Origin of the sequence: Burkholderia sp. Bp9090, from assembly GCF_003857985.1 — a bacterium.
Lineage (GTDB): Bacteria > Pseudomonadota > Gammaproteobacteria > Burkholderiales > Burkholderiaceae > Burkholderia.
The window spans coordinates 83325-108753 of record NZ_QTPV01000024.1 but is presented as its reverse complement, the minus strand read 5'-3'; the positions used below and the strand labels follow the sequence as shown (position 1 = coordinate 108753).

General features: G+C 64.9%; 26 protein-coding genes. 8 read left to right on the top strand and 18 right to left on the bottom strand.

What is annotated here, in order from left to right:
- Positions 1 to 201 precede the first annotated feature (201 nt).
- The 4 genes from DIE16_RS21815 to DIE16_RS21800 all read left to right on the top strand — a co-directional run bounded on the left by DIE16_RS21815 (position 202) and on the right by DIE16_RS21800 (position 4005).
- Positions 202 to 1419 carry a DUF2863 family protein gene (locus DIE16_RS21815; RefSeq protein WP_044844642.1) on the top strand — a complete coding sequence of 406 codons (1218 nt, stop codon included), beginning with the start codon at positions 202 to 204 and terminating at the stop codon, positions 1417 to 1419.
- Between the two features lie 209 nt (positions 1420 to 1628).
- Positions 1629 to 2465: a response regulator transcription factor gene (locus DIE16_RS21810; protein ID WP_044844643.1), complete on the top strand. Its 837-nt coding sequence runs from the start codon at positions 1629 to 1631 to the stop codon at positions 2463 to 2465.
- A 75-nt stretch (positions 2466 to 2540) separates the two neighbouring features.
- Positions 2541 to 3215, top strand: a complete 675-nt coding sequence (locus DIE16_RS21805) for an energy-coupling factor ABC transporter permease (protein ID WP_044844644.1) — start codon at positions 2541 to 2543, stop codon at positions 3213 to 3215.
- Positions 3216 to 3351: 136 nt separating this feature from the next.
- Positions 3352 to 4005 carry a BspC domain-containing protein gene (locus DIE16_RS21800; protein ID WP_044844645.1) on the top strand — a complete coding sequence of 218 codons (654 nt, stop codon included), beginning with the start codon at positions 3352 to 3354 and terminating at the stop codon, positions 4003 to 4005.
- An 82-nt stretch (positions 4006 to 4087) separates the two neighbouring features.
- On the opposite strand, the gene DIE16_RS21795 is transcribed toward DIE16_RS21800, so the two are convergent.
- Both DIE16_RS21795 and yaaA read right to left on the bottom strand, forming a co-directional pair.
- Positions 4088 to 5242 carry a M14-type cytosolic carboxypeptidase gene (locus DIE16_RS21795; protein ID WP_124487242.1) on the bottom strand — a complete coding sequence of 385 codons (1155 nt, stop codon included), beginning with the start codon at positions 5240 to 5242 and terminating at the stop codon, positions 4088 to 4090.
- 88 nt (positions 5243 to 5330) lie between these two features.
- The gene (gene yaaA, locus DIE16_RS21790) at positions 5331 to 6113 is read right to left on the bottom strand and encodes a peroxide stress protein YaaA (RefSeq protein WP_059703381.1); all 783 of its coding nucleotides are present in this window, start codon (positions 6111 to 6113) and stop codon (positions 5331 to 5333) included.
- 57 nt (positions 6114 to 6170) lie between these two features.
- Between yaaA and DIE16_RS21785 the strand changes: the two genes are divergently transcribed.
- Together DIE16_RS21785 and DIE16_RS21780 are read left to right on the top strand one after the other, a co-directional pair.
- Positions 6171 to 6668, top strand: a complete 498-nt coding sequence (locus tag DIE16_RS21785) for a putative toxin-antitoxin system toxin component, PIN family (protein WP_124893365.1) — start codon at positions 6171 to 6173, stop codon at positions 6666 to 6668.
- 33 nt (positions 6669 to 6701) lie between these two features.
- Entirely contained in the window at positions 6702 to 7874 is a 1173-nt protein-coding gene (locus tag DIE16_RS21780) for a pyridoxal phosphate-dependent aminotransferase (protein WP_124487239.1), read from the top strand.
- Between the two features lie 49 nt (positions 7875 to 7923).
- On the opposite strand, the gene DIE16_RS21775 is transcribed toward DIE16_RS21780, so the two are convergent.
- Positions 7924 to 8580 carry a glutathione S-transferase gene (locus tag DIE16_RS21775; protein WP_124487238.1) on the bottom strand — a complete coding sequence of 219 codons (657 nt, stop codon included), beginning with the start codon at positions 8578 to 8580 and terminating at the stop codon, positions 7924 to 7926.
- Positions 8581 to 8791: 211 nt separating this feature from the next.
- On the opposite strand from DIE16_RS21775, the gene DIE16_RS21770 reads away from it, so the two are divergent.
- Positions 8792 to 9583, top strand: coding sequence for an oxepin-CoA hydrolase, alternative type (locus tag DIE16_RS21770; RefSeq protein ID WP_124522500.1), 792 nt, complete (start codon positions 8792 to 8794; stop codon positions 9581 to 9583).
- Positions 9584 to 9757: 174 nt separating this feature from the next.
- Positions 9758 to 10450: a glutathione binding-like protein gene (locus DIE16_RS21765; RefSeq protein ID WP_124522498.1), complete on the top strand. Its 693-nt coding sequence runs from the start codon at positions 9758 to 9760 to the stop codon at positions 10448 to 10450.
- A gap of 51 nt (positions 10451 to 10501) precedes the next feature.
- Here DIE16_RS21765 and DIE16_RS21760 read toward each other — a convergent pair whose 3' ends face one another.
- From DIE16_RS21760 to nuoG, 15 genes are all read right to left on the bottom strand, one after another.
- Positions 10502 to 10978 carry a MaoC family dehydratase gene (locus DIE16_RS21760; RefSeq protein ID WP_124487235.1) on the bottom strand — a complete coding sequence of 159 codons (477 nt, stop codon included), beginning with the start codon at positions 10976 to 10978 and terminating at the stop codon, positions 10502 to 10504.
- Positions 10975 to 11436, bottom strand: a complete 462-nt coding sequence (locus DIE16_RS21755) for a MaoC family dehydratase (protein ID WP_044844653.1) — start codon at positions 11434 to 11436, stop codon at positions 10975 to 10977. Before DIE16_RS21755 ends, DIE16_RS21760 begins: the two co-directional genes overlap by 4 nt.
- Positions 11437 to 11470: 34 nt before the next feature.
- Positions 11471 to 12604, bottom strand: coding sequence for an acyl-CoA dehydrogenase family protein (locus tag DIE16_RS21750; protein ID WP_124893364.1), 1134 nt, complete (start codon positions 12602 to 12604; stop codon positions 11471 to 11473).
- Positions 12605 to 12623: 19 nt separating this feature from the next.
- Complete coding sequence (locus DIE16_RS21745; protein WP_124893363.1) at positions 12624 to 13820, bottom strand: acyl-CoA dehydrogenase family protein; 1197 nt, start codon at positions 13818 to 13820, stop codon at positions 12624 to 12626.
- Positions 13821 to 13874: 54 nt separating this feature from the next.
- Positions 13875 to 14297 carry a DUF1178 family protein gene (locus DIE16_RS21740; RefSeq protein WP_006756910.1) on the bottom strand — a complete coding sequence of 141 codons (423 nt, stop codon included), beginning with the start codon at positions 14295 to 14297 and terminating at the stop codon, positions 13875 to 13877.
- A 136-nt stretch (positions 14298 to 14433) separates the two neighbouring features.
- Complete coding sequence (locus tag DIE16_RS21735; RefSeq protein ID WP_044844655.1) at positions 14434 to 15024, bottom strand: NUDIX domain-containing protein; 591 nt, start codon at positions 15022 to 15024, stop codon at positions 14434 to 14436.
- A gap of 36 nt (positions 15025 to 15060) precedes the next feature.
- Positions 15061 to 15357 carry a DUF2818 family protein gene (locus tag DIE16_RS21730; protein ID WP_044844656.1) on the bottom strand — a complete coding sequence of 99 codons (297 nt, stop codon included), beginning with the start codon at positions 15355 to 15357 and terminating at the stop codon, positions 15061 to 15063.
- On the bottom strand, positions 15357 to 16811 hold the full coding sequence (gene nuoN / locus DIE16_RS21725; RefSeq protein WP_185735496.1) for an NADH-quinone oxidoreductase subunit NuoN: 1455 nt from the start codon (positions 16809 to 16811) through the stop codon (positions 15357 to 15359). The genes DIE16_RS21730 and nuoN overlap by 1 nt, the downstream gene beginning before the upstream one ends.
- Positions 16812 to 16847: 36 nt before the next feature.
- Entirely contained in the window at positions 16848 to 18338 is a 1491-nt protein-coding gene (locus DIE16_RS21720) for an NADH-quinone oxidoreductase subunit M (protein ID WP_044844658.1), read from the bottom strand.
- An 18-nt stretch (positions 18339 to 18356) separates the two neighbouring features.
- Positions 18357 to 20414 carry an NADH-quinone oxidoreductase subunit L gene (gene nuoL / locus DIE16_RS21715; RefSeq protein ID WP_124487230.1) on the bottom strand — a complete coding sequence of 686 codons (2058 nt, stop codon included), beginning with the start codon at positions 20412 to 20414 and terminating at the stop codon, positions 18357 to 18359.
- Positions 20415 to 20431: 17 nt separating this feature from the next.
- The gene (gene nuoK / locus DIE16_RS21710; protein WP_004185739.1) at positions 20432 to 20737 is read right to left on the bottom strand and encodes an NADH-quinone oxidoreductase subunit NuoK; all 306 of its coding nucleotides are present in this window, start codon (positions 20735 to 20737) and stop codon (positions 20432 to 20434) included.
- Positions 20738 to 20755: 18 nt separating this feature from the next.
- Positions 20756 to 21406, bottom strand: a complete 651-nt coding sequence (locus DIE16_RS21705; RefSeq protein WP_044844660.1) for an NADH-quinone oxidoreductase subunit J — start codon at positions 21404 to 21406, stop codon at positions 20756 to 20758.
- A gap of 114 nt (positions 21407 to 21520) precedes the next feature.
- Positions 21521 to 22009, bottom strand: coding sequence for an NADH-quinone oxidoreductase subunit NuoI (gene nuoI, locus DIE16_RS21700; protein ID WP_011885529.1), 489 nt, complete (start codon positions 22007 to 22009; stop codon positions 21521 to 21523).
- Positions 22010 to 22024: 15 nt separating this feature from the next.
- Entirely contained in the window at positions 22025 to 23092 is a 1068-nt protein-coding gene (gene nuoH / locus DIE16_RS21695; protein WP_044844661.1) for an NADH-quinone oxidoreductase subunit NuoH, read from the bottom strand.
- Positions 23093 to 25423: an NADH-quinone oxidoreductase subunit NuoG gene (nuoG, locus tag DIE16_RS21690; protein WP_124571637.1), complete on the bottom strand. Its 2331-nt coding sequence runs from the start codon at positions 25421 to 25423 to the stop codon at positions 23093 to 23095. It lies immediately after the preceding gene.
- Positions 25424 to 25429 lie beyond the last annotated feature (6 nt).

Genomic DNA, 25429 nt, shown 5'->3' with positions numbered 1-25429 from the left:
TCTTCTCCCGCGCTGCGTTTCCGTTAGCGCGAAAGAGGCGTGATTCTAAGCACCTGCCGGCAATCGCGCAAGGGGTTCGATGGATTTTTCTTTCATCCCCGCCGATTCGGCCTTCCGGCCATGCCGGAGCACGAGACCGCTTATGGCGCAAAGAACGGACTAGAATGTGAGGTTCTTCGCCTCTTTCTATACGTATTTAATATGCGCCAGCGAATCGCCAAACGCCTCCCCCCCGACGCCGACAAACTGGTCGGCCTGTCGCTTGCGCTCTTCGCCTCGGGCAGTCGCATCGAGGATCGCTTCTGGGAAGCGAAGCTCGATGCGCTGCTTGCCAAGATTGTTCGCAACGGCAACCAGACCACGCTCGACGCAGCACTCGACCATCTGCAGCAGAACCACCCCGACGCCTATGGCGCGCTCGCCGACATGGCCGAGACGCATAGCGAATCGATGGTGATCGAACACGACGGCCAGCCGTACGATGCGCTGCTGGTCGCCGTTCCCGTTCTCGCCTGGACGCGCTACATGATCCCGTCGGGCCCGCTGAAAGGCGACGTCGCCGACGCACTGCGCACGCACCTGCAGGCGCACGTGCTCGCCACCGGCACGCTCGTCGGGCTGGCCCCGTTCCTGTACAGCATCGACCAGTTGCCGCGTCACCACGTCGAGACCTATCGGCTCGCCCAGCAGCTCGCACACGCGGCGCTCGGCCAGCACGCAGCCAAGCTCAGCTTCGGCGACCTGCCCGAAACCTCACCGATCCTGGCCGACCCACGCTTCCTGCTCGCCGTCGTCGCCGCGCCGGCCGGCGCACCGCTGTTTCGCTGGCAGGAGGAAGAACACGGCAACCGGATCGAACGCGGCCAGTGTCTCGAGCAATGGACTGCCCAGGGCGGCCCGAACCTGTCGGCTGCCCTGCCCGGCTGCGAGTTCGAATGCCTGCTTCCGGACGCGTACTACTCGGCCTGCCGCGATGCGGACGAGCGCATCCGTCCGCACACGGTCCGAACGGCCATCCGTTATCTTTTCGACACACTTGGTGCGGCACCGCAAGAGCTGCGCGCGGTGGTCGCGGGCTTCGGCGAGCGCCGGATCGACGAGTATCGCGTCGGCTTCACGCGACGTGCCAGCAACGACGTGATCTATGGCGTCGTGTGGCCGCTGTACGGTCGCGAGAACGGCGACGTGTCGATCGACAGCGCGACGCTGGAAGGCGAAGCCCCGATCGAAGGGCCGCTCGAGGAGATCGTGAGTCTGTTGAAGGAATGCGGCGTAACCGACGTCCGCCGGCACGCAGGCCGCTTCGAGCCCGAGTACTGCGACGACTGCGGCGTGCCGCTCTATGCGGATCCGCTCGGCGAGATCGTCCACGCGGAAATGCCGGAAGACGCATCGCCCGCCCAGCCGCACTTTCACTGATCGTGCAAGGCAGGCCCGCTGAGCCTGCCCAACGAAGCCGCTCCCGGTTCCTGCCGGAGCGGCTTTTTTTTCGTCCGCATTTCCCTCACGCGAAATTTCAGACTTTTCCTAATCCTTTCAGCCAAGCAGACATCGTGTAAGGTTTTTGTCATTATCGGAGCCACCCCATGCCGACGGCAGCTCAATGACTCACCTTACGGAGGTTGAATATGCGGTTCCTGGTGCTTAACTCAGACGCCGAACGGCGTGACGGACTGAAAGCCCTGCTGCGGCAGATCGACCGTCACGCCCGCATCAACGATGCACCCGATGGTTTCCAGGCGCGCCGGCTGCTGCGCACCCAGCGTTTCGACCTCGTTGCCATCGACTGGCTGGACGTCGGGCGGCACAGCGAACTCCAGGCGCTCTGCAGCGCCTGCTCGCCGACGCCCGCCGCGGTGCTGATCGACGAATCCACGCCGGAGGCCATCCAGCGCTTCTACAACTACGGCGTCGCGGGCGTGATCCCGCACTCCACACGGCCGCACCTGATCGTGCGGGCGCTCGAAATGGTTCTGCTGGGCGGCCATTACATCCCGCCGATCGCGCTCAGCCTGCTGCCTTCCGCCGCCGCGGCGCGTCACGATGCCCATTTCCAGACGCTCGCCGGATCGCTGCCGCGCCGCCCGCCAAGCAGCCTCCTGTCGCCTAGACAGGCGCAGATCATGCGCTTCGTCCATATGGGCAGCACCAACAAGATGATCGCCCGCACGCTCGGCATCAGCGAAGGCACCGTGAAGATCCACCTCGCCAGCATCTTCCAGCAGCTGGGCGCGGCAAACCGCGCTGCCGCAGTCGCGATCTACAACGGCTGGCTGTCGCCCCATCTCGAGGTGCTGCTGGCGAACCGCGATCGTGCAAGCAAGCCCGTCATCGGCGAACGCGGCCCGGTCCCCCTGCGCAAGCAACGGAACGACCGTCCATACCCGCTGCCTGCCGCGGACACCAGCACCCGCGACCTGCCGCTCGCGGCCGAACCGCGGGCGCGGTTTCGGCGCGACCGCTGATCGGACAGTCTCGATATTGCGACGGTCGACATGTGCGGATTCCCACCTTTGATGCTCAACGAGTAATATGGACCCATGGGTTTTCTTTTCACACCGCTTCCGCTCTGGGTTGGCATCGGTGGCTGGATCGCCGCCGTGGCGCTGCTCGTGCTCGCGCTCTGGAATCGTCCCTTCGTCCGGCTGCAGGACGCAACGCTCCAGCACGTGTGGCTCGCGCTCGTCACTGCGATCACGGTGCTGTGGGCCTCGAATGCGTGGCTCGAAGATGGCATCGTCATGCACCTGCTCGGCGCGACGCTGCTCGTCACGCTGTTCGACTGGACGCTTGCGCTGATCGCGATGGGTGCCGTCACGGCCGTCGCCGCGATCGTCTTCGATGCGCCGTGGCAAGGCATCGGTCTCACCTATCTGATCTACGGCGCGCTACCGGTCGCCGTGTCCGCGTTGCTGCAACGCGCCGCGATCGCGTGGCTCCCGCACAACCTCGCATCGTTCATCATCGGCCAGGGGTTCCTGTCACCGGCCATCGCGATCGTCTCGGTCGCCGCGGCCGCGGCCGGTGTCCAGCTCGCGCTCGCGGACGGCGTGCCCGTCGTGATTCCCGCCGGCTATCTGCTGAACACCGCGCTGCTCGCGCTCGGCGAAGCGTGGTTCACCGGCATGGCCACCGCGCTCATCGCTGTCTATCGTCCGGCGTGGGTCACGACGTTCGACGTTCGGCGCTATCGCCTCGGCGGCCCGCGCGCCTGAACGCGCCGGCCCCGATGCGAGCGGTGCGCGCGGCGATCCGTTTGCGCAGCGCGGGAGAGTGCAACGCCTACTGCCGCACAACTTTTTTACGCTAAGATTGAACTCCTGATCTTCATCGGGCATCTATACGTGCCCGATGCCTCATTTGCTCCTCACCAATAACCAGATGGACAGCTCACCTGCCTCGCTCCGGATTTTCCGGGCGCTCGGCAAGCTGGCGGCCTGTGTCGCGGGCCTGTCGCTTGCGCTTCCGGCACCGGTATTCGCCGACCTCCTCGACCAGCGCTCCGAACTGATCAACAAATTCGTCAACGAGATGCACGCCGATCCGATCGTCGCCGATTGTGCGGCGCACGGCAGCTTCATCGCCAGCACGTCGTCGGCCTTCGATCGCGTCGACTTCGCGCCGAACGCGTTCGAAAACGGCAAGGCGACGATCACGCCGTGGAACGATTCGTTCGATCAGGGCAAGCAGCGCGTGAAGGTCGACAACATCGTTACCGTGGATGGCCTTGGCGTCCACAGCGACGGCAGCGACCCGACACCGCTGAAATTCCGCTGCGGCTACGTCGGTCAGCAAATGCTTGCGTTCAGCTGGAACGATCCCGTGCCGCCGCTGAAGCCGCGCGTCGAGCGTCCGTCGTCGTCGACGAAGAAGTTCAACGGCAAGTCACACCGCGGCAAGGTGAAGGCCAAGGCATCCGGCCGCACCGGCAAGAAAGCCGTCGCAACGAAAAAATCCAGCGGCCAGAAGAATGCCGTGAAGAAGAAAACCGCGAAGAAGTCCTGATACGGCGGAGCGGCAACGACAGAAGCCAAAAAGCCGGCACATCATGCGATGCGCCGGCTTTTTCATATCGACGACGATGCGCTTACGCGAACGTCTCGACGTGCACCAGGATTGCCGCCAGCATTGCAGCGCCAAGCGCCGCGCTCCGTTCGCCATTCCAGCCGACCCGCTCGTCGGGCAAGTTCGCGTTGTCCTTGAACGGCATCTCGAGCGTCAGCGACAGGCAGCCGAACTGATGGCCGATGTACTTCGACGCGAGCTTGAGCGCGTCTTCCTTGTACTTGCTCGCCGCATAGCCGTGCTCGGTCTGGAAATCCGGGCTCGCGACCTTGAACGCTTCGATGAACGCGGTCTGCTCCCTGCCCTGCTGCTCGGTAAAGCTCGGCAGCATCTCCGAACCCGCAACGAACACGTACGGCAGATCTTCGTCGCCGTGAATGTCGAAGAACATGTCGCAGCCGATCGCATGGATCGCATCGCGCACGGCCAGCACTTCGGGGCTGCGCTCGGCATCGGGCTCCATCCACTCGCGATTCAGGTTCGCGCCCGCCGCGTTGGTGCGCAAGTTGCCGTGCACGCTGCCGTCCGGATTCATGTTCGGGACGATGTAGAACGTCGCGCGGTCGTACAGCTTGCGCGCCACCGGATCGCCCGCCCAGTCGCCCCATCCGGCCAGCCGCTTGACGAGCCCTTCGACGAACCACTCGGCCATCGTCTCGCCCGGGTGCTGGCGCGCGATGATCCATACCTTCTTCTTCGGTGCCCCGTCGACTTCCGGCGTACCGAGCGTCAGCAGCGACATCGGACGGCCTTCGACCGTGCGGCCGAGTTCGACGACGCTCGCCTGCGGCAATTGCTGAACCGCGCCGAGGAACGCCGCATGGCGCTCTTCCGAGTACGGCTCGAAATACGCGTAGTAGATGCTGTCGAACTCGGGCGCATGGTCGATGGTCATCGTCTTGCCGTCGAATGTCGTCGGCACGCGGAACCAGTCGACCCGGTCGTAGCTCGCGACTGCACTGTAGTTGCGCCATCCCGACGGATACGCGCATTCGGCTGCATTCTCGAACGACATCACGCACCGCTCGCCGCGCGCGCCCGTCAGGCGAAAGTAGAACCATTGCGCGAATTCCGAGCGGTTGTCGCCGCGTATGCGCAGCCGGATCGCGTCCGGGCTATCGCACGACACGACGTCGACGGCGCCTGCGTCGAAATTGCTGGTGATCGAAAGGGTCATCTGTCTCTCCAATTGCGACCGGAGCGGGCGGTCTGCCACGTGTCCGGCCTCATGCATGCACCGGCCGTCTCGTGAACGGCCGGCTCGGTCACTCGCCGATTCGCCGGCGATATACGTAAGTCGAATCGTTCGACGCAGCGGCATCGAACGCGTAGTCTTCCACCGCGAAATCCTTCAGCGCGGCCGGCTCGGAGATGCGGTTCTCGACGATATAGCGCGCCATCAGGCCACGGGCGCGTTTCGCATGGAAGCTGATGATCTTGTAGCGGCCGCCCTTCCAGTCCTCGAACACCGGCGTGACGATCGGCGCGGCCAGCAGTTTCGGCTTGACCGACTTGAAGTACTCGGTCGACGCGCAGTTGACCAGCACACGTGCCGCGCCGCTGCGCGTCTCGAGCTGCTCGTTCAGTGCCCGCGTGATGCGGTCGCCCCAGAACGCATACAGATCCTTGCCGCGCGCGTTCGCGAAACGCGTGCCCATCTCGAGCCGGTACGGCTGCAGCAGGTCGAGCGGGCGCAGCAGCCCGTACAGGCCCGACAGCACGCGCACATGCTGCTGCGCATAGTCGAGATCGGCGGCCGACAGCGATTTGGCATCGAACCCTTCGTACACGTCGCCGTTGAACGCGAGCACCGCCTGCTTCGCATTGGCCGTCGTGAAGGTCGGCGACCAGTCCGCGTAGCGCTGGAAGTTCAGCCGCGCGAGCGGATCGGAGATGTCCATCAGCGTCGAGATATCCTGCGGCGACAGCTTGCGCAGGCCGTCGATCAGTTCCGACGCATCGTCGACGAATGCAGGCTTCGTGTAAGACGGGACGTGGGCGGGCGTATCGTAGTCGAGGGATTTGGCTGGGGAGAGAACGATTATCATAGAGGCTCGCTGGCACGCCGTGCCTTGCGGTCAGACGAAAACCACCGATTGTAACGAATGACCCGCTCCCTCGCCCCGCATGCCGCACATCGCGTCGTGCTCGACTCGAACGTCTGGATCGACATACTCGTATTCGACGACCCGGCCACCCGCCCGATCCGGGCTGCGCTCGAACGCGGCACGCTGGCCGCCGTGATCGACGGCCGCTGCCTGAACGAACTCGAGCTCGTGCTCGACTATCCGCAGTTCCAGGCGCGCGCGATCGACAAGGCCGACGCGCTCGCGACCGTCGCCCGCCTGACGCGCCTCGTCGAGCCGCCGCCCGTCGACGCCGACGCGCCGCCGCTGCCGAAGTGCAAGGACCGCGACGATCAGAAGTTTCTCGAGCTCGCGCGCGCCGCGCAGGCCGACTGGCTCGTGTCGAAGGACCGTGCGCTGCTCAAGCTCGCGAAGCGCACCGCACGCGACTTCGGCTTCCGGATCGCGCAGCCCGCGCCATTTACCGAAGCCTGCGCGCTCGATGCCGCGTCGGCCCCCACCACCACGCCGGCCTGACGAGCCCGGCGCCACCCGCTTGCGACCGTATCGATGAACGCTCCTACCGACATGCCTACGACTCCCGTTTTCCCCTCGCGCCTGCCGAACGTCGGCACGACGATCTTCACGGTGATGAGCGCGCTCGCCGCCGAGAAAGGCGCCGTGAACCTCGGCCAGGGCTTCCCGGATTTCGACTGCGACCCGCGCATCGTCGACGCGGTCGCGGCCGCGATGCGCAACGGTCACAACCAGTATCCGCCGATGGCCGGCGTCGCGCCGTTGCGCGATGCGATCGCCGACAAGATCGCGCAGGTCTACGGCCGCCGCTACGATCCGGCCACCGAGATCACGGTCACGGCCGGCGCGACGCAGGCCCTGCTGACGGCGATCCTGTGCGCGGTGCATCCCGGTGACGAAGTGATCGTCGTCGAACCGACCTACGACAGCTATCTGCCTTCGATCGAACTGGCCGGCGGCAAACCCGTGTTCGTCACGCTGGAAGCGCCCGACTATGCGATCCCGTTCGATCGCCTGGCCGCCGCGATCACGCCGAAGACGCGGATGATCATGATCAACACGCCGCACAACCCGACCGGCACCGTGTGGCGCGAGGCCGACATGCGCAGGCTCGAGGAGATCGTGCGCGGCACCAACGTGCTGATCCTGTCGGACGAAGTGTACGAACACATGGTCTACGACGGCGCGCGGCACGAGAGCGTCGCGCGCTACCCGGACCTGGCCGCGCGCAGCTTCATCGTGTCGAGCTTCGGGAAGACCTACCACGTGACGGGCTGGAAGGTCGGCTACGTCGCGGCGCCTGCCGCGCTGACCGCGGAGTTCCGCAAGGTCCATCAGTTCAACGTGTTCACGGTGAACACGCCGATGCAGATCGGGCTCGCCGACTACCTGCGCGATCCGGCGCCGTACCTGACGCTGGCCGGCTTCTACCAGAAGAAGCGCGACTTCTTCCGCGCCGGCCTCGAGCGCACGCGCTTCAAGCTGCTGCCGTGCACCGGCACGTACTTCCAGTGCGTCGACTATTCGGCGATCAGCGATCTGCCCGAAGCGGAATTCTCGAAGTGGCTCACATCGGAAATCGGCGTGGCGGCGATTCCGGTGTCGGCGTTCTACCACGAGCCGCACGAGTCGGGCGTCGTGCGCTTCTGCTTTGCAAAGCAGGAAGGCACGCTCGCATCCGCACTCGAACGGCTCGCGCGCCTGTAAGGCTTGCCTCGGCAGCCGGGCGCGGCACGACATCGCGCCCGCACCGCGCTTACGAACGCGCGGCGCTCGCCGCCTCGACGTAGGCCTTGCGATCGGCCGCCACGCGCTGCGCGGCCGGCCGCTCGCCGACCAGCTTAGCGTGCGCCTTCCAGTCGATGCCGGCGTCGAGCAGGAAATCGCGGCCGAAGACGGCCTTCGTCGCCATCCCGATCACCGGCAGGTGGATCGCTGCGGCAATGTCCGCAAGACTGAACGTGTCACCGAGCACGTACGGCGAGAACTGCGTCATCCGCTTGAACGCATCGATCGCGCGCGGCAGGCGCTTCTCGACGTGCGCCTTCATCCCGTCGCTGACCTTGCCGCCGAAAAACGCTTCCGTATAGACCTCGCGCGCGGTCCATTCGAGATACAGCTCGAGCGTCTCGACGAGTTCGCGCACCTTCGCGGCCGCGAACGGCCCTGCCGGGAAAATGGCCTTGTCGGGAAAACGCGCGGCCAGATACTCGATGATCACCTGCGACTCGAACAGCGCGCCCTCTTCCGTCTTCAGGAACGGAATCTTGCCGAGCGGCGAATCGGCAAGCAGTGCCGGATCGTTGATCGGCAGACCGCATGCCGATTCCTCGAACGGGATGCCATGCTCGAGCAGGACGAACTTCACCTTGTTGTAATAGTTGGACAACGGAATACCGCACAGCTGTAGCATCGGAGTCTCCTTCGTTGCTGAGGCGCGGCCACAGTGATGCCGGCCACATCGGGATGCGTCGCGCTGAAAAGCACGTTCGTGCTAGTCTAAAGCAGTTTCGCGTCCGTCAAGACAACGATACATCCGCTGCGGCATCACCCTCACGGGTAGGCGCGCAAGCCCGCGCAACATGCGGCGCCGCAACCCCGCCATTCGATGGAGACACACTCGCATGAGTGCTGAACTGCTGGCCTCGCGTCCGCCCGAAAGCGAATCGACGCTCGTCCTCACGCTGTCCAATCCCGGCGCGCGCAACGCGCTGCATCCCGACATGTATGCGGCCGGCGTCGAAGCGCTCGCCACCGCCGAGCGCGATCCCGCGATTCGCGCGGTCGTGCTCACGGGGGCCGATCGCTTCTTTTGCGCGGGTGGCAACCTGAACCGGCTGCTCGACAACCGCTCGAAGGATCCGTCCTACCAGGCCGACAGCATCGATCAGCTCGGCGCGTGGATCACGGCGCTGCGCGCAACGACGAAGCCCGTGATCGCGGCCGTCGAAGGCGCCGCGGCCGGCGCGGGCTTCTCGCTCGCGCTCGCGTGCGACCTGATCGTTGCCGCGCACGATGCGAAGTTCGTGATGTCGTACGCACGCGTCGGCCTCACGCCCGACGGCGGCGGCTCGTGGTTCCTCGCACGTGCGCTGCCGCGTGCGCTCGCCGCCGAAATCCTGTTCGAGGGCAAGCCTGTCGCGGCCGAACGCCTGCATGCGCTCGGCGTCGTCAACCGGCTCGCCGCGCCCGGTGCCGCGCTGTCCGACGCGCTCGCGTGGGCCGACTCGCTTGCCGGCATCTCGCCGAACGCGCTGACACGCATCAAGTCATTGCTCGACGATGCGACCGCGCAGCCGCTCGATGCGCACCTCGGCACCGAGCGCGATCACTTCGTCGCGTCACTGCATCACGCGGACGCGTTCGAAGGCATTACCGCATTTCTCGAGAAACGCCAGCCGCGCTACAAGCGCTGATCCGGCGCGCGGCCACCGCTCGAACGCCGGTTCCGCCGCCTCGGCGACACGCGCGCGCAGGCGCGTGGCCGCACGTTGCCGTCGCCTGCAGCCCGCATCGATCCATGCTCTAATGACCGCCTGTCGCGGCGCCCTGTCGGCGCCGTTTTCGCGCATGCAATAAAGGAGTTGACGATGATCGACGTCTACAGCTGGGCGACCCCGAACGGCCACAAGGTACACATCATGCTCGAGGAAACAGGCCTCGCGTATCGTGCGCATCCGGTCGATATCGGTGCGGGCGACCAGTTCGAGCCCGAATTCCTGAAGATCAGCCCGAACAACAAGATCCCCGCGATCGTCGACGCGGACGGCCCCGGCGGCAAGCCGATCTCGCTGTTCGAATCCGGCGCGATCCTCATTTACCTGGCGGAAAAGACCGGCAAGTTCCTGCCGACCGAGCCAGCCGCACGCTACGCGACGCTCGAATGGCTGATGTTCCAGATGGGCGGCGTCGGCCCGATGCTCGGCCAGGCGCATCACTTCCGGCTGTATGCGCCGGAGAAGATCGCGTACGCGGTCAATCGCTACACGAACGAAGCGAAGCGCCTGTACAACGTGATGGAAAAGCGCCTCGGCGAATCCGCCTATCTCGCGGGCGACACGTACACGATCGCGGACATTGCGACGTTCCCGTGGACGCGTTCGTGGCAAAACCAGGGCATCGTGCTCGACGAACTGCCGAACGTGAAGCGCTGGCATGAAGCCATTGCCGCGCGTGCCGCCGTGCAGCGCGGCGTCGAAGTACTCGCGTCGCTGCGCAAGCCGCTGCAGGACGACAAGGCACGCGAGATGCTGTTCGGCGCGACGCAATACGCGAAGCACTGAAGCACCGCGCGCCCTGCGACGCAGCGGCATCCGTCGCTGCCGCCGCGCGCATCAGAAGTAGTGCAGCGTAATGAATTCCGCCGAACAAACGAGCAACGGCGCATCCGGACGCTCGACCTGCATCGACACCGACCACGTCACCTGCACGCCGCCCCGCGCGGCCTGCGCGGCCTCCTTCACCGCGAACAGCGCGCGCACGCGCGCGCCGACCGGCACCGGCTTCAGGAACCGCACGCGGTTCAGTCCGTAGTTCACGCCCATCTTCTGCTCGAAGCGCATCGCATCGGTCATCAGCGCGGGAATCAGCGACAGCGTCAGGAAGCCGTGCGCGATCGGGCCGCCGAACGGCGACTCGCGCCGCGCACGCTCGGGATCGACGTGAATCCACTGGTGATCGCCGGTCGCGTCGGCGAACCCGTCGACCCGGCGCTGGTCGATCTCGACCCAGCCGCTCGCGAGCGGTTCCGCGCCGACCCGCTCGAGCAGCGCTTGCGTCGACGCGATCAGCGGCAATGTCACGTCCGTCATGCACCCGCTCCTTGCGGATGGCGCAGCCCGAAGATCACCTTGGTATGCACGGTGATCACCGTGTCGCCGGCACCGTTGAGGCCGATCCACTCCGTCGACACGATGCCGCGATCGGGCTTGCTCGCCGACACGCGCTTGTCGTGGACCTTCTGGTACATCGTGATCGTGTCGCCGGCACGCACGGGCTTGAGCCAGCGGATCGAATCGATGCCGGGCGAGCCCATGCTGGTCGAATCCGGCCCGAGCTTCTTGATGAGCAGGCTCATGAACACCGAACACGTATGCCAGCCGCTCGCGACCAGTCCACCGAACGGCGAGGCCTTGCCGGCTTCCTCGTCGAGGTGGAACGGCTGCGGATCGTAGCGTTGCGCGAACGCCTTGATGTCGTCCGGTTCGAACGTATAGCGGCCGATTTCGGTCGTACTGCCGACTTCCAGATCTTCGTAACTGATACCCACTGTCTATCTCCTGTAGCGCGCTCGCGCGTCGCCGTCATGCCGCGTCGGTCTGCGCGAAATCCGGCAGGGCCGCGATGCGCGCAAGGTGATGATCGGTGTCGCCGAGGGTCGTCTCGATGATCGACAGCCGCTTGAACAGGTGTGCGGCGGCGACCTCGTTGGTCACGCCCATGCCGCCGTGCAGTTGCACGGCCTGCTGGCCGACGAAGCGCGCGGCCGCGCCGACCCGCGCCTTCGCGGCCGACACCGCCTTGCGCCGCGCGTCGGCGTCGCCGCCCGCGTAACGCACGGCGGCCAGGTAGGTCAGCGAACGCGCCTGCTCGGCGTGAATCAGCATGTCGACCATCCGGTGCTGCAGCGCCTGGAAGCGCGCGATCGGCACGCCGAACTGTTCGCGCGTCTTCGTGTATTCGACCGTCGCGCGGTTCAGTTCGTCGAGTGCGCCGGCCGCTTCCGCGCAGAGCAGGAAGGTCGCGTAATCGGCAATCTGCTCGAGTGCGGCCGCATCGCGTGCGCCGCCCGTCAACTGCCGCGCGGGCGTTTCCTTGAACTCGATCGTCGCGGCGCGCTGGCCGTCGATCGTCCGGTAGTCGACGAGCTTCACGCCCGCGGCATCGCGATCGACGACGAACAGGCCGATGCCGCCGCCGTCGACGCGCGCGGGCACGATCCACACATGGGCCTGTGCGCCGTGCTGAACGATCGACTTGATGCCGGTCAGCCGGTACGTGCCGCCCTGCTCGCGCGCATGCGTTTCGAGTTCGTACAGGTCGTAGCGCGCCCGCGGTTCGTGGAATGCAACGGCAACGCGCTTCTGCCCTTGTGCGACCGCTTCCAGCAGCGCGGCATCGTCGCCCGTGCCGGACCCGGCGATGCGCAGCGCCTCGATACCGACCGCCGTCGCCCAATACGGCTCGACCACGAGTGCGCGGCCGAGCTCCTGCATCGCGACCAGCATGTCGACCGGGCCGCCGCCGAATCCGCCATGTGCGTCGGGCACGGGCAGCGCGGTCAGGCCCAGCTCCGCGAATGCGCTCCATTGTGCATCCGACACGCCCGCCTCGCTGCGCACGATGGCCTGGCGCGCGTCGAAACCGTATTGCTCGCCGAGATAACGGCGCAGCGCGTCGGCGAACTGTTGCTGCTCGTCGGTAAAGCTGAAATCCATGGTTGTCTCCGTTCCCTGATCACAGCCCCAGGATCATCTGCGCGACGATGTTCTTCTGAATCTCGTTCGAACCACCGTAGATCGAAGTCTTCCGGTAATTGAAGTAGTACGCGGCGAGCGGCGCCGCATCGTCGTCGCCCGCGCTGCTGTGTTCGCGCTCGCCCTCGAGGAACGGGACATCGAATGGCGCGGCGAGCGGCCCGATCGCCTCGAACATCAGCTCGGTGAGCGCCTGCTGCACCTCGGTGCCCTTGATCTTCAGCATCGATGCCTCGGGGCCCGGCCCCTTGCCGCTCGTCTCGCGGCTCACGACGCGCAGCACCGTCACCTCGAGCGCCATCAGCTCGACCTCGAGCGCCGCGATCTTCGCGGCAAACACGGGATCGGCGAGCAACGGCTTGCCGTTCTTGCGCTGGTTCGACGCCACGCGCTTCAGGAATGCGAGCTCGCGCTTCGACGCGCCGACGCGTGCAATGCCGGTGCGCTCGTGGCCCAACAGGTATTTCGCGTAGGTCCAGCCGCGGTTTTCATCGCCGACGAGATTCTCGACGGGCACCTTCACGTCCTCGAAGAACACCTCGTTGACTTCGTGATCCTCGTCGAGCGTGATGATCGGACGCACGGTGATGCCGGGCGTCTTCATGTCGATCAGCAGGAACGAGATGCCCTCCTGCTTCTTCGCCGCCGGATCGGTGCGCACGAGACAGAACATCATGTCCGCGTACTGGCCGAGTGTCGTCCAGGTCTTCTGGCCGTTGACGACGTAGTGATCGCCGTGGCGTTCGGCGCGCGTGCGCAGCGATGCGAGATCCGATCCGGAGCCCGGCTCCGAGTAGCCCTGGCACCACCAGTCGGTGCCGTCGAGAATGCGCGGCAGATAATGGCGCTTCTGCGCTTCGCTGCCGTATTTCATCAGCACCGGCGCGACCATCGACACGCCGAACGGCAGCACCGTCGGCGCGCCGATGCGCGCGCACTCCTCATCCCAGATGTGCCGCTGCGTCGCGTTCCAGTCCGGGCCACCGTATTCGGCCGGCCACGCGGGCGCGGACCAGCCGCGCTGGCCGAGAATCCGGTGCCAGCTCGCGAAATCCTCGCGGTCGAGTCGTTTGTGATCGAGTACCTTGGCGCGCAGTGCGTGAGGCAGATTGGCCTCGAGCCAGGCGCGGACGTCGACGCGGAACGCGTCGTCGGCGGGGGAATAATCCAGATCCATGCGCAGTGTCTCCTGACCGCGGCCGTCCCCGGCCAAGGACACACACTGCATACGTCATTGCAGCGGTTCTTTCAGCGCGGCAGGAATCGGCAGCGGCATCACGTCGATGCCTTCTTCGGCCAAGGATTGCGCATCCTCCGGCGTCGTGACGCCACGAATGCTGCGTGCCGGCGCCTCGTTGTAATGGATGCGCCGCGCTTCCTCGGCGAAGCGCTCGCCCACGTTCTCGGTCTTCTCCAGCACCTCGCGCAGCGCGCGCATCACCTGCGCCTGCAGCGCACGCGGATCGGCCGGCTGTGCCTGCGTCGCGCCCGACAGGTTCAGGCGAGGCGCCGACGGCATCCGGTTGATCTCGGTCGTCCCGCATACCGGACATTCGACCAGCTTGCGGGACAACTGCGCTTCGAACTCATCGGCGGAAGCGAACCAGCCTTCGAACCGATGGCCGTGCGGGCACTGTAAATCGAGGACCTTCATGCTGAATCAGGGCGTGTGACGAGTGTAGCGCAAAACGCGCTTTTGTGAACGATCGTGCTAAACCAGGATCGCGCGGCCGGCCAGCAACCGCGTCACCCGATTGTAACGCGGCGCCCCACCCGCCGCTGACGCGTCGTCAGGGCTGCTCGACCGGACCCAGCGGCCAGGCGCCGGACAGCACCTTGTCGAGCCACATCGTGCCGATGATCGTCTTCACGTCGGTGATCTGGCCCGTGCGCACCCACTCCTGCAGGTCGGGCAGCGTCGCCGTGAAGGTTTCGAGGAATTCGCCTTCGTCGAGCTTGCGCTCGCCGGCAGTCAGGCCGCGCGCGAGATACAGGTCGATGAATTCGGTCGAATAGGAAATGATCGGGTGAATCCGGGCCAGGAACACGTATTCGCGTGCCGTGTAGCCGGTTTCCTCGCGCAGTTCGCGCACCGCGCAGGCGAGCGCGCCTTCGTTCGGATCCAGCTTGCCGGCCGGGAATTCGGCCATGACCTTGCCGATCGGATAGCGGTACTGGCTTTCCATCAGCACGCGGCCGTCGTCGAACAGCGGGATCACCATCACCGCGCCCGGGTGCTGGACGTATTCGCGCGTGGCCTGCTTGCCGTCCGGCAGACGGACGGTATCGCGCTTCAGCTTGAGGAACGAGCCTTCGAAAATCGCCTCGCTCTCGAGGCAGGTTTCGGTCAGCGCGGCGTCGTGATTGGGTAGTTCGGCCATCGGCGGCTCCAAGAATGAGCGCGACGGCCGAAGCCGTCAGCGTCGTTTGACGAGATACTGGAACGTGAAGCCGGGGAACGCGAACACGACAAAGAGACTGAACGTGATCGCGTAAAACTGCCAGCCCTGTTCGAAGCGGTTGCCGGCGCGCGACTCGAGCCAGAAGCCGAGCGCGCCGACGACGAAATACAGCACGATCAGCTCGCCGATCCGAACCCACGCGTTCTTCTTCGTCGCACCGATCGGCACGACGGCGAAGAGGCGTTGGTTCAGGAACGGCAGGTTGGCGCAGACGAGCGCCAACAGCACGATGAACCAGCCGGCTGCCGACATTACAGCGGCAGCGTGTGACGAATCGCCTGCAGGCAGGCCGTCAGCAGCGGGCTCGGGATCAGGCCGAGCACGACGACCGCGAGGCCGTTCAGCACGAGGATCGTGCGCTTGCAGAAATCGCCGGTGACCGGAGTCGTATCCTGCGGTGCATCGAAGTACATCAGCTTGACGATGCGCAGGTAGTAGAACGCGCCGAACAGCGACGTGATCACGGCCAGCACGGCCAGCCACGTGAGACCCGCATTGACGGTCGCCTCGAGCACCGCGAGCTTCGCGTAGAAGCCGACGGTCGGCGGGATACCTGCCAGCGAGAACATCATGACCATCATCACGAACGCGAACACCGGGCTGCGCTTGTTGAGGCCCTTGAAGTCGTCGATCGTTTCCGCTTCGAAATCGCGGCGTGCGAGCAGCATCACCACGCCGAACGAGCCGAGCGTCGTGATCAGGTAGACGATCGCGTAGAACATCGCCGAGCTGTATGCGTTCGCCGGTGCGGCCGCGTCGCCCTTCACGATGCCGGCGAGCAGGCCGAGCAGCACGAAGCCCATGTTCGAGATCGCCGAATACGCGAGCATCCGCTTGATGTTGCGCTGGACGATACCGGTGATGTTACCGACGATCAGCGACAGCGCGGCGAGGATCACGAGCGCGGTCTGCCAGTTCTGTGCGAGCGGCAGCAGGCCCATCACCAGGAAACGCAGGCCCCACGCGAACGCGGCAACCTTCGGGCCGCCGCCGACGAACAGCGTCATCGCGGTCGGTGCGCCCTGGTAGACGTCCGGCACCCACATGTGGAACGGCACGGCGCCGAGCTTGAACGCGATACCGGCGACGATGAAGACCACGCCGAACATCAGCACGGCCGCGTCGGTGTTGCCGCCGACCGCCTTGTACACCTCGCCCAGCTCGAGCGAGCCGGTCGCGCCGTAGAGCATCGAGATGCCGTACAGCACGAAGCCCGACGCGAGCGCGCCCAGCACGTAGTACTTCATCGCGGCTTCGCTCGACTGCGCGGCATCGCGGCGCAGCGCGATGACCGCGTACAGCGACAGCGACATCAGTTCGAGGCCGAGGTACAGCGTCAGGAAGTTGTTGCCCGACACCATCACCAGCTGACCGAGCAGCGAGAACATGCCCAGCAGGAACACGTCGCCGCGGAACATGTCGCGGTCTTCGAGGTACTTGCGCGAATAGACGAGCGAGACCGCGAAGCCGATCGACACGACGGCCTTCATCATGCTCGCGAACGAGTCGACGACGACCATCCGCGAGAAGAAGTAGTACGGCTGCGGGTCGAGCGCCTGCACCGCGAACCACACGCCGGCGACGACCGACGAAACCACCGCGATCAGATAGGTCAGGCGGCGGCCAGCGGCACCGGTAAAGGTGTCGTTCAGCCATGCGACGACGATGGCGACCATCACCAGCGCGTCAGGCAACAGGACATTCATAGGAGCGTTCATGATCTTGAGTTCCTCCGCTCGCGATTACTGGGCCAGCGGCAGCTTCGACTGCGCGACTTGGGAGAGGAGGTTTTCCACGGAAACGTGCATCACGTCGGTGAAAGGCTTCGGATACAGGCCCATCAGCATCGTGAACGCGGCGAGCACCGCCAGCATCACGAATTCGCGACGGCCGATGTCTTTCAGCTTGGCAACGTGATCGTTCGCGACCGCGCCGAAGTACACGCGCTTGTACATCCACAGCGTGTAGGCCGCGCCGAGGATCAGCGTGAATGCCGCGCCGAATGCGATCCAGAAGTTGTACTGGACGGCCGCGAGAATCACCATGAACTCGCCGACGAAACCCGAGGTGCCCGGCAGGCCGCAGTTGGCCATCGAGAACAGCATCGCGAATGCCGCGAACTTCGGCATCACGTTCACGACGCCGCCGTAATCGGCGATCTGACGCGAGTGCACGCGGTCGTACAGCACGCCGATGCACAGGAACATCGCGCCCGACACGAAGCCGTGCGAGATCATCTGGACGATCGCGCCTTCGACGCCAAGCTGGTTGAAGATGAAGAAGCCGAGCGTGACGAAGCCCATGTGCGCGATCGACGAATACGCGACCAGCTTCTTCATGTCGGCCTGCACCATCGCGACGAGACCGATGTAGATCACCGCGATCAGCGACAGCGTGATCACGACCGGTGCCAGGAAGTGGCTTGCGTCAGGCGTGATCGGCAGCGAGAAGCGCAGGAAACCGTATGCGCCGAGCTTCAGCATGATCGCCGCCAGCACGACCGAGCCGCCCGTCGGCGCTTCCACGTGCGCGTCCGGCAGCCAGGTGTGCACCGGCCACATCGGCACCTTCACCGCGAACGCGAGGAAGAAGGCGATGAACAGCAGGATCTGCGGCGTCATCGCGATCTTGGCGCCCTGCCACGTCGCGAGGTCGAACGAATGCGTCTGCGTGTACAGGTAGATCAGCGCGACCAGCATCAGCAGCGAGCCGGCCAGCGTGTACAGGAAGAACTTGAACGCCGCGTACACGCGGTTCGGGCCGCCCCACACGCCGATGATGATGTACATCGGGATCAGGGTCGCCTCGAAGAACACGTAGAACAGCAGGCCGTCAGCCGCCGAGAACACGCCGATCATGATCCCGGACAGGATCAGGAAGGCCGCGAGGTACTGCGCGACGTTCTCGGTGATCACTTCCCACGCGGCGATCACGACGATCACCGTGATCAGCGCGGTCAGCACGACGAACCACATCGAGATGCCGTCGACGCCGAGGTGGTACGAGATCTTGAAGCGTTCGATCCAGGTCGACTGCTCGACGAACTGCAGCGCAGCCGTGCTCGAGTCGAAGCCCGTGATCAGCGGGACCGTGACCGCGAGACCGAGCAGCGAGCCGATCAGCGCGACCCAGCGGGCCGTCCCCGGATTTTTGTCGTTACCTACCGCGAGTACCAGGAGGCCGAAAACGATCGGCAACCAGATCGCGGTACTGAGAATCGGAAAAGCGTGCATTGTTCTTGTCCCCTCGCCTTATTTGCCGCCGAGCGTTACAAACAGGGTCAGGAGCCCCAGCATGCCGATGATCATGGCGAACGCGTAGTGATAGATGTAACCGGATTGGAGGAAGCGGATCACGCCGGCGAACCAGCCGATGAACTTGGCGCTGCCGTTGACGAGGCCGTCGATCACGACGACGTCGCCTTCCTTCCACAGGCCGCGGCCGATCGCCACCGAACCACGGGCGAACACCACTTCGTTGATCTTGTCCATGTAGTACTTGTTGTCGAGCAGCGTGTAGATCGGGCCGAACGCGCGGCGGATCACGGCAGGCAGCTCAGGACGCTTCAGGTACAGGAACCACGCGACCACGACGCCGGCAATCGCGAGCCACAACGGCAGCGTCGTCAGCGAGTGCAGGCCCATCGCGGCCCAGCCGTGGAATTCCTTGCCCAGCTCTTCGAGGCCCGGGTGGTTTTCGCCGATGAAGATCACCTTGTCGAATGCCACGCCATGTTCGAAGAAGCTGCCGTACAGCATCGGGCCGATCGCGATCGCACCGATGATGACCGACGGAATCGCGAGCAGCACGAGCGGCAGCCACACGACCCACGGGGTCTCGTGCGGTTCGTGCGCGTGGTCGTCGTGACCGTGGCCGTGGCCGTGATCGTCGTGGCCGTGCGCGGCCGCCATGCCCATCGGCGATTCAGGATGCTTCGGGTTGCGGAAGCGCTCTTCGCCGTGGAACACGAGGAAGTACATGCGGAACGAGTACAGCGCCGTCACGAACACGCTTGCGACCACTGCGAAGTACGCGAAGCCCGAACCCGCGAGATGCGATTCCTTCACGGCCTCGATGATCGAATCCTTCGAGTAGAAGCCCGAGAAGAACGGCGTGCCGATCAGTGCGAGCGAGCCGATCAGCGACGTGATCCACGTGATCGGCATGTACTTGCGCAGGCCGCCCATGTTGCGGATGTCCTGGTCGTGGTGCATGCCGATGATCACCGAGCCCGCACCGAGGAACAGCAGCGCCTTGAAGAACGCGTGCGTCATCAGGTGGAACAGCGCGACCGGGTACGCGGATACGCCGAGCGCGACGGTCATGTAGCCGAGCTGCGACAGCGTCGAATACGCGACCACGCGCTTGATGTCGTTCTGGATGATGCCGAGGAAACCCATGAACAGCGCCGTGATCGCGCCGATCACCGTGATGAACGACAGCGCGGTATCCGACAGTTCGAACAGCGGCGACATGCGCGACACCATGAAGATGCCGGCGGTCACCATCGTCGCCGCGTGAATCAGCGCGGAGATCGGAGTCGGGCCTTCCATCGAGTCGGGCAGCCACACGTGCAGCGGGAACTGTGCCGATTTACCCATCGCGCCGATGAACAGGCAGATACAGGCGACGGTCAGCAGGCCCCAGTCGGTGCCCGGGAAGTGCAGGCTGGCGAGCTCGGCACGCTTCGCGAACACTTCGCCGTAGTTCATCGAACCCGCGAACGCGAGCAGCAGGCCGATGCCGAGCAGGAAGCCGAAGTCGCCCACGCGGTTCACGAGGAACGCCTTCATGTTCGCGTAGATCGCGCTCTCACGCGTGAAGTAGAAGCCGATCAGCAGGTACGACACCAGACCCACCGCTTCCCAGCCGAAGAACAGCTGCAGGAAGTTGTTGCTCATCACGAGCATCAGCATCGAGAACGTGAACAGCGAGATGTACGAGAAGAAGCGCTGGTAGCCGTCCTCTTCCTGCATGTAGCCGATCGTGTAGACGTGCACCATCAGCGACACGAAGGTCACGACGACCATCATCATCGCCGTCATCGAATCGACGAGGAAGCCGACTTCGAGCTTCAGCGAGCCGACCCGCATCCATTCGTAGACGGTCGCGTTGAAGCTCGCGCCGCCCATCACGACGTCGGCGAAGACTTTCGCCGACAGGAGGAACGCGATCATCACGCCGAGGATCGTGATCCGGTGTGCGCCCTTGCGCCCGACTGCGTTCCCGAACAGCCCCGCAATCAGCGAGCCGGCCAGCGGAGCGAGCGGAATCGCCAGCAGCAGGTTTTCATTGAGTGTCGTTGACATAACAGCGTTGCCTGAAATTAACCTTTGAGCTGATCGAGATCCTCGACATTGATCGTGTCGAGCTTACGGAACAGGGTCACCAGAATCGCGAGACCGATCGCGGCTTCCGCTGCGGCGACGGTCAGCACGAAGAACACGAAGATCTGGCCGTGCACGTCGCCGAGGTAGTGCGAGAACGCGACGAAGTTGGTGTTCACCGCCAGCAGCATCAGTTCGATCGCCATCAGGATGATGATGATGTTGCGGCGGTTCAGGAAGATCCCGACGATCGCGATCGCAAAGAGGATCGCGCCGAGCACGAGGTAATGAGCAAGAGTCAGCATGGTTTTCCTTTCCTCCGCTTAGCCGTTGGTGCTCGTACCGGCTTCGCTCTGCGCCGTTTCCGGCTGCGGCTTGTCCGCTTCCATCTTCACGAGGCGCACGCGGTCGTCGCGGCGCACCTTGACCTGATCCGACACGCGCTGGCGCTTGCTGTCCTTGCCCTTGCGCTCGGTCAGCCCGATCGCGGCAATGATCGCGACCAGCAGCACCAGGCCGGCGATTTCAAACGCGAAGATGTAGTCGGTGTAGATCACCTTGCCGATCAGACGCGTGTTCGACCAGTCGGCCATCGCGCCCGTCGCCATCGCGTGCACGGTGTGCGTGTCGCCGTAGCCGCGCCACAGGATCAGCGCGGTCTCGACCACGATGATCGCGCCGACGACGGTCGCCATCGGCACGAAGCGCTTGAAGTCGCGGCGCAGGTAATCGATGTTGATGTCCAGCATCATCACGACGAACAGGAACAGCACCATCACGGCGCCCACGTACACCAGCACCAGCAGGATCGCGAGGAACTCCGCTTCCAGCAGCATCCAGATCGCGGCGGCGTTGAAGAACGCCAGCACAAGGAAAAGCGCAGACGCCACCGGGTTGCGCGAAGTGATCACCTTCAGCCCTGATACCACCAGGAGCAGCGCGAAGATGTAGAACAGTACGGTCGTGAATTCCATGATTACCGGTTCATCGTTAGGCCATAGTCAGGCGCGGCTTGCGGGACGCTCTCGCGTGCCGCACCCGTCGCGGCGGCTCGGCCCGTTCATGCCGGGCCGGCACTGCAAACACAATCAACGATACGGCGCGTCGGCGGCCTTGGCCGCAGCGATGTCCTTCTCGTAGCGATCGCCCACCGCGAGCAGCATTTCCTTCGTGAAATACAGGTCGCCGCGCTTTTCGCCGTGATATTCGAGAATCTGCGTCTCGACGATCGAATCGACCGGGCAGCTTTCTTCGCAGAAACCGCAGAAGATGCACTTCGTCAGGTCGATGTCGTAGCGCGTCGTGCGGCGCGTGTTGTCCGCGCGCGTTTCCGATTCGATCGTGATCGCCATCGCGGGGCACACGGCCTCGCAGAGCTTGCACGCGATGCAGCGCTCTTCACCGTTTTCGTAGCGGCGCAGCGCATGCAGCCCGCGGAACCGCGGCGAAATCGGGGTCTTCTCTTCCGGGAACTGCACGGTGAACTTGCGCCGGAACGTGTAACGACCGGTCAGCGCGAGCCCCTTCAGCAGCTCCGTCAGGAAGAAGGTCTTAAAGAAGTGTTGGATTGCCGTCATGATTTCGTCCGATCTTTACTTCACCCAGATGTTGAGCGGCGACATCATCCAGAAGCCGACCACGACCACCCAGATCACCGTGACGGGCAGGAACACCTTCCAGCCCAGACGCATGATCTGGTCGTAACGGTAGCGCGGGAACGTCGCGCGCACCCAGATGAACACCGACAGCAGCGCGAATACCTTCAGCACCAGCCAGAAGATGCCCGGAATGAACGACAGGAATTCGAACGGTGCGTCCCAGCCGCCGAGGAACAGCGTCGAGGCCAGTGCCGAGATCACGATCATGTTGATGTACTCGGCGAGGAAGAACAGCGCGAACGCCATGCCCGAGTAATCGATCATGTGACCCGCGACGATCTCCGACTCCCCTTCCACCACGTCGAACGGGTGACGGTTCGTTTCGGCGATGCCGGACACGAAGTAGACGACGAACGCCGGCAGCAGCGGCAGCCAGTTCCACGACAGGAAGTTCACGCCGTGGCCGGCGAAGAAGCCGTGCTGCTGCGAGCCGACGATTTCCGACAGGTTCAGGCTGCCGGCCGTCATCAGCACGAGCACCAGCGCGAAGCCCATCGAGATTTCGTACGAGACCATCTGCGCCGCGGCGCGCATCGCGCCGAGGAACGCGTACTTCGAGTTCGATGCCCAGCCGGCGAGAATCACCGCGTACACGCCGATCGACGAGATCGCCATCGCGTACAGCAGGCCCGCGTTCACGTTCGCGAGCACGGCTTCGGCCTGGAACGGGATCACCGCCCACACGGCGAACGCCGGCACGACGGTCATGACCGGTGCGATCAGGTACAGCCAGCGGCTGGCGGCGCTCGGCTGAATCACTTCCTTCAGCAGCAGCTTCAGCACGTCGGCGATCGGCTGCAACAGGCCCGCGGGGCCGACGCGGTTCGGGCCGAGACGCACGTGCATCCAGCCGATCAGCTTGCGTTCCCACAGAATCAGGTACGCGACGCACAGCAGGATGACGACGGAGACGACGAGGATGCGCACGATTGCCCACACCGTCGGCCACGCGACGCCGAGAACCTGGGCGCCGCCCGCGTTGATCGTATCGAACAAGCTCATTTACGCCTTCTCCACCACCAGTTCACCGGACAGGCTGCCGAGCGCTGCGCCGGCAGGCGTTGCCGCCGACACGCGAACGACCGTCTCCGCAAGATTCGCGTCGCGCACGGCCGGCAACTGCACCGCACGCTCGCCCTGGCGCACGCGCACCGCGTCGCCTTCCTTCAAGCCCAGCTTGTCGAACAGCGCGGCCGGCAGGGCTGCGGCGTTCGCTACCTTCGCGGCGGCCGTCAGGTGCAGCGCACCTGCGCGGCGCACGAGTGCGTCGGCATGATAGATCGGCACGTCGGCGAGGCGCTCGAAGCCGCCGTTCGCGGCAGTTGCCGCGACGCGGGCCGGTGCGGCCGACGCCTGATTCGACAGACGGTTCGCGACGCCTGCGTCGCCGAGCGCCGCGAGACGCACTTCTTCGGCCGTTTCGTATTCGAAGTTCGGCAGGCCGAGCAGGCTGCCGAGCACGCGCAGCACCTTCCACGCCGGACGCGTGTCGCCGAGCGGGCGTACGACGCCGTTGAAGCTCTGCACCGAGCCTTCCGCGTTCACGTACGTACCGGCCGTTTCCGTGAACGGCGCGATCGGCAGCAGCACGTCGGCGTAATCGAGGCCGTGCTTGAACGGCGACATCACGACGACCATCTCGGCCTGGTTCAGCGCGGCAAGCGCCTGCGCCGGATCGACCGTGTCGAATTCCGGTTCGACGTTCAGCAGCACGTAACCCTTGCGCGGCTGCGCGAACGCTTCGCGTGCGTTCAGGCCGCCTTCGCCCGGCAGTGCGCCGACGACGTGCGCGCCGACCGTGTTCGCCGCTTCCGTCAGGAAGCCGAACGTGGCGCCGGTGTTGTCGGCGATCCACTGTGCGACGGCGTGCAGCTTTGCGAATTGCGGATGACGGACGGCTGCGTTGCCGAGCAGCACCGCGCGGCGCTCGCCGTTCGCGAGCGACTGGGCGACCGCTTGCGCAGCCGGCGATGCGGCGACGCCCGCGAGCGCGTCCGGCAGCGCGATGCCGCGCAGTTGCGCGACGGCTGCGGCCACGCCGGCCAGTTCGTCGAGCCATGCCGACGGCGCGGCGACGATGCGCTTCGCGGTCGGGATCAGCGAGTCGTCGGCGGTCGCGTGCAGGAAGTGCAGCTTCGCGCCGTTCTTCGCGGCCTGGCGCAGGCGTGCGGCGAACAGCGGGTGGTCACGGCGCAGGAACGAACCGACGACGAACGCGGCATCCACGTTCGACAGGTCGGCGATCGGCATGCCGAGCCACGGTGCGCCCTGGACCGGCGCCGAGAAATCCTGCTGACGCAGACGGAAGTCGACGTTCGGCGTCTTCAGTTCGTTGGCGAGCTGCTTCACGAGGAACAGCTCTTCAGCGGTGCTGTGCGCGCTCGCGAGCATCGCCAGCGCATTCGCGCCGTGATCCGCGGCGATGCCCTTCAGGCCCTTCGCGACGTATTCGAGCGCGGTCTGCCAGTCGGTTTCGATCCACTGGCCGCCCTGCTTCAGCATCGGCTTCGTCAGGCGCTCTTCGCTGTTCAGGCCTTCGTACGAGAAACGATCCTTGTCCGAGATCCAGCATTCGTTGATCGCTTCGTTCTCGAACGGCAGCACGCGCATCACGCGGTTGTTCTTCACCTGCACGACGAGGTTCGCGCCGACGGAATCGTGCGGGCTCACCGACTTGCGGCGCGACAGTTCCCACGTACGGGCGCTGTAGCGGAACGGCTTGCTGGTCAGCGCGCCGACCGGGCACAGGTCGATCATGTTGCCCGACAGTTCGGAGTCGACCGTCTTGCCGACGAACGTCGTGATTTCCGAGTGCTCGCCGCGGCCCAGCATGCCGAGCTCCATCACGCCGGCGATTTCCTGGCCGAAGCGGACGCAGCGCGTGCAGTGGATGCAGCGCGACATTTCTTCCATCGAGATCAGCGGGCCCACGTTCTTGTGGAACACCACGCGCTTCTCTTCCGAGTAGCGCGACGACGACTTGCCGTAGCCGACCGCCAGATCCTGCAGCTGGCATTCGCCGCCCTGATCGCAGATCGGGCAGTCGAGCGGATGGTTGATGAGGAGGAATTCCATCACCGACTGCTGCGCCTTCACGGCCTTGTCGGACTGCGTGTGCACGATCATGCCGGCCGACACGGGCGTCGCGCAGGCGGGCACGGCCTTCGGCATCTTCTCGACTTCGACGAGACACATCCGGCAGTTGGCCGCGACCGACAGTTTCTTGTGATAGCAGAAGTGAGGAATGTACGTATCCGCCTTGTGCGCAGCCTGGATCACCATGCTGCCTTCGGGCACCTCGACCTTCTTGCCGTCTATTTCAAGTTCAACCATGATGGT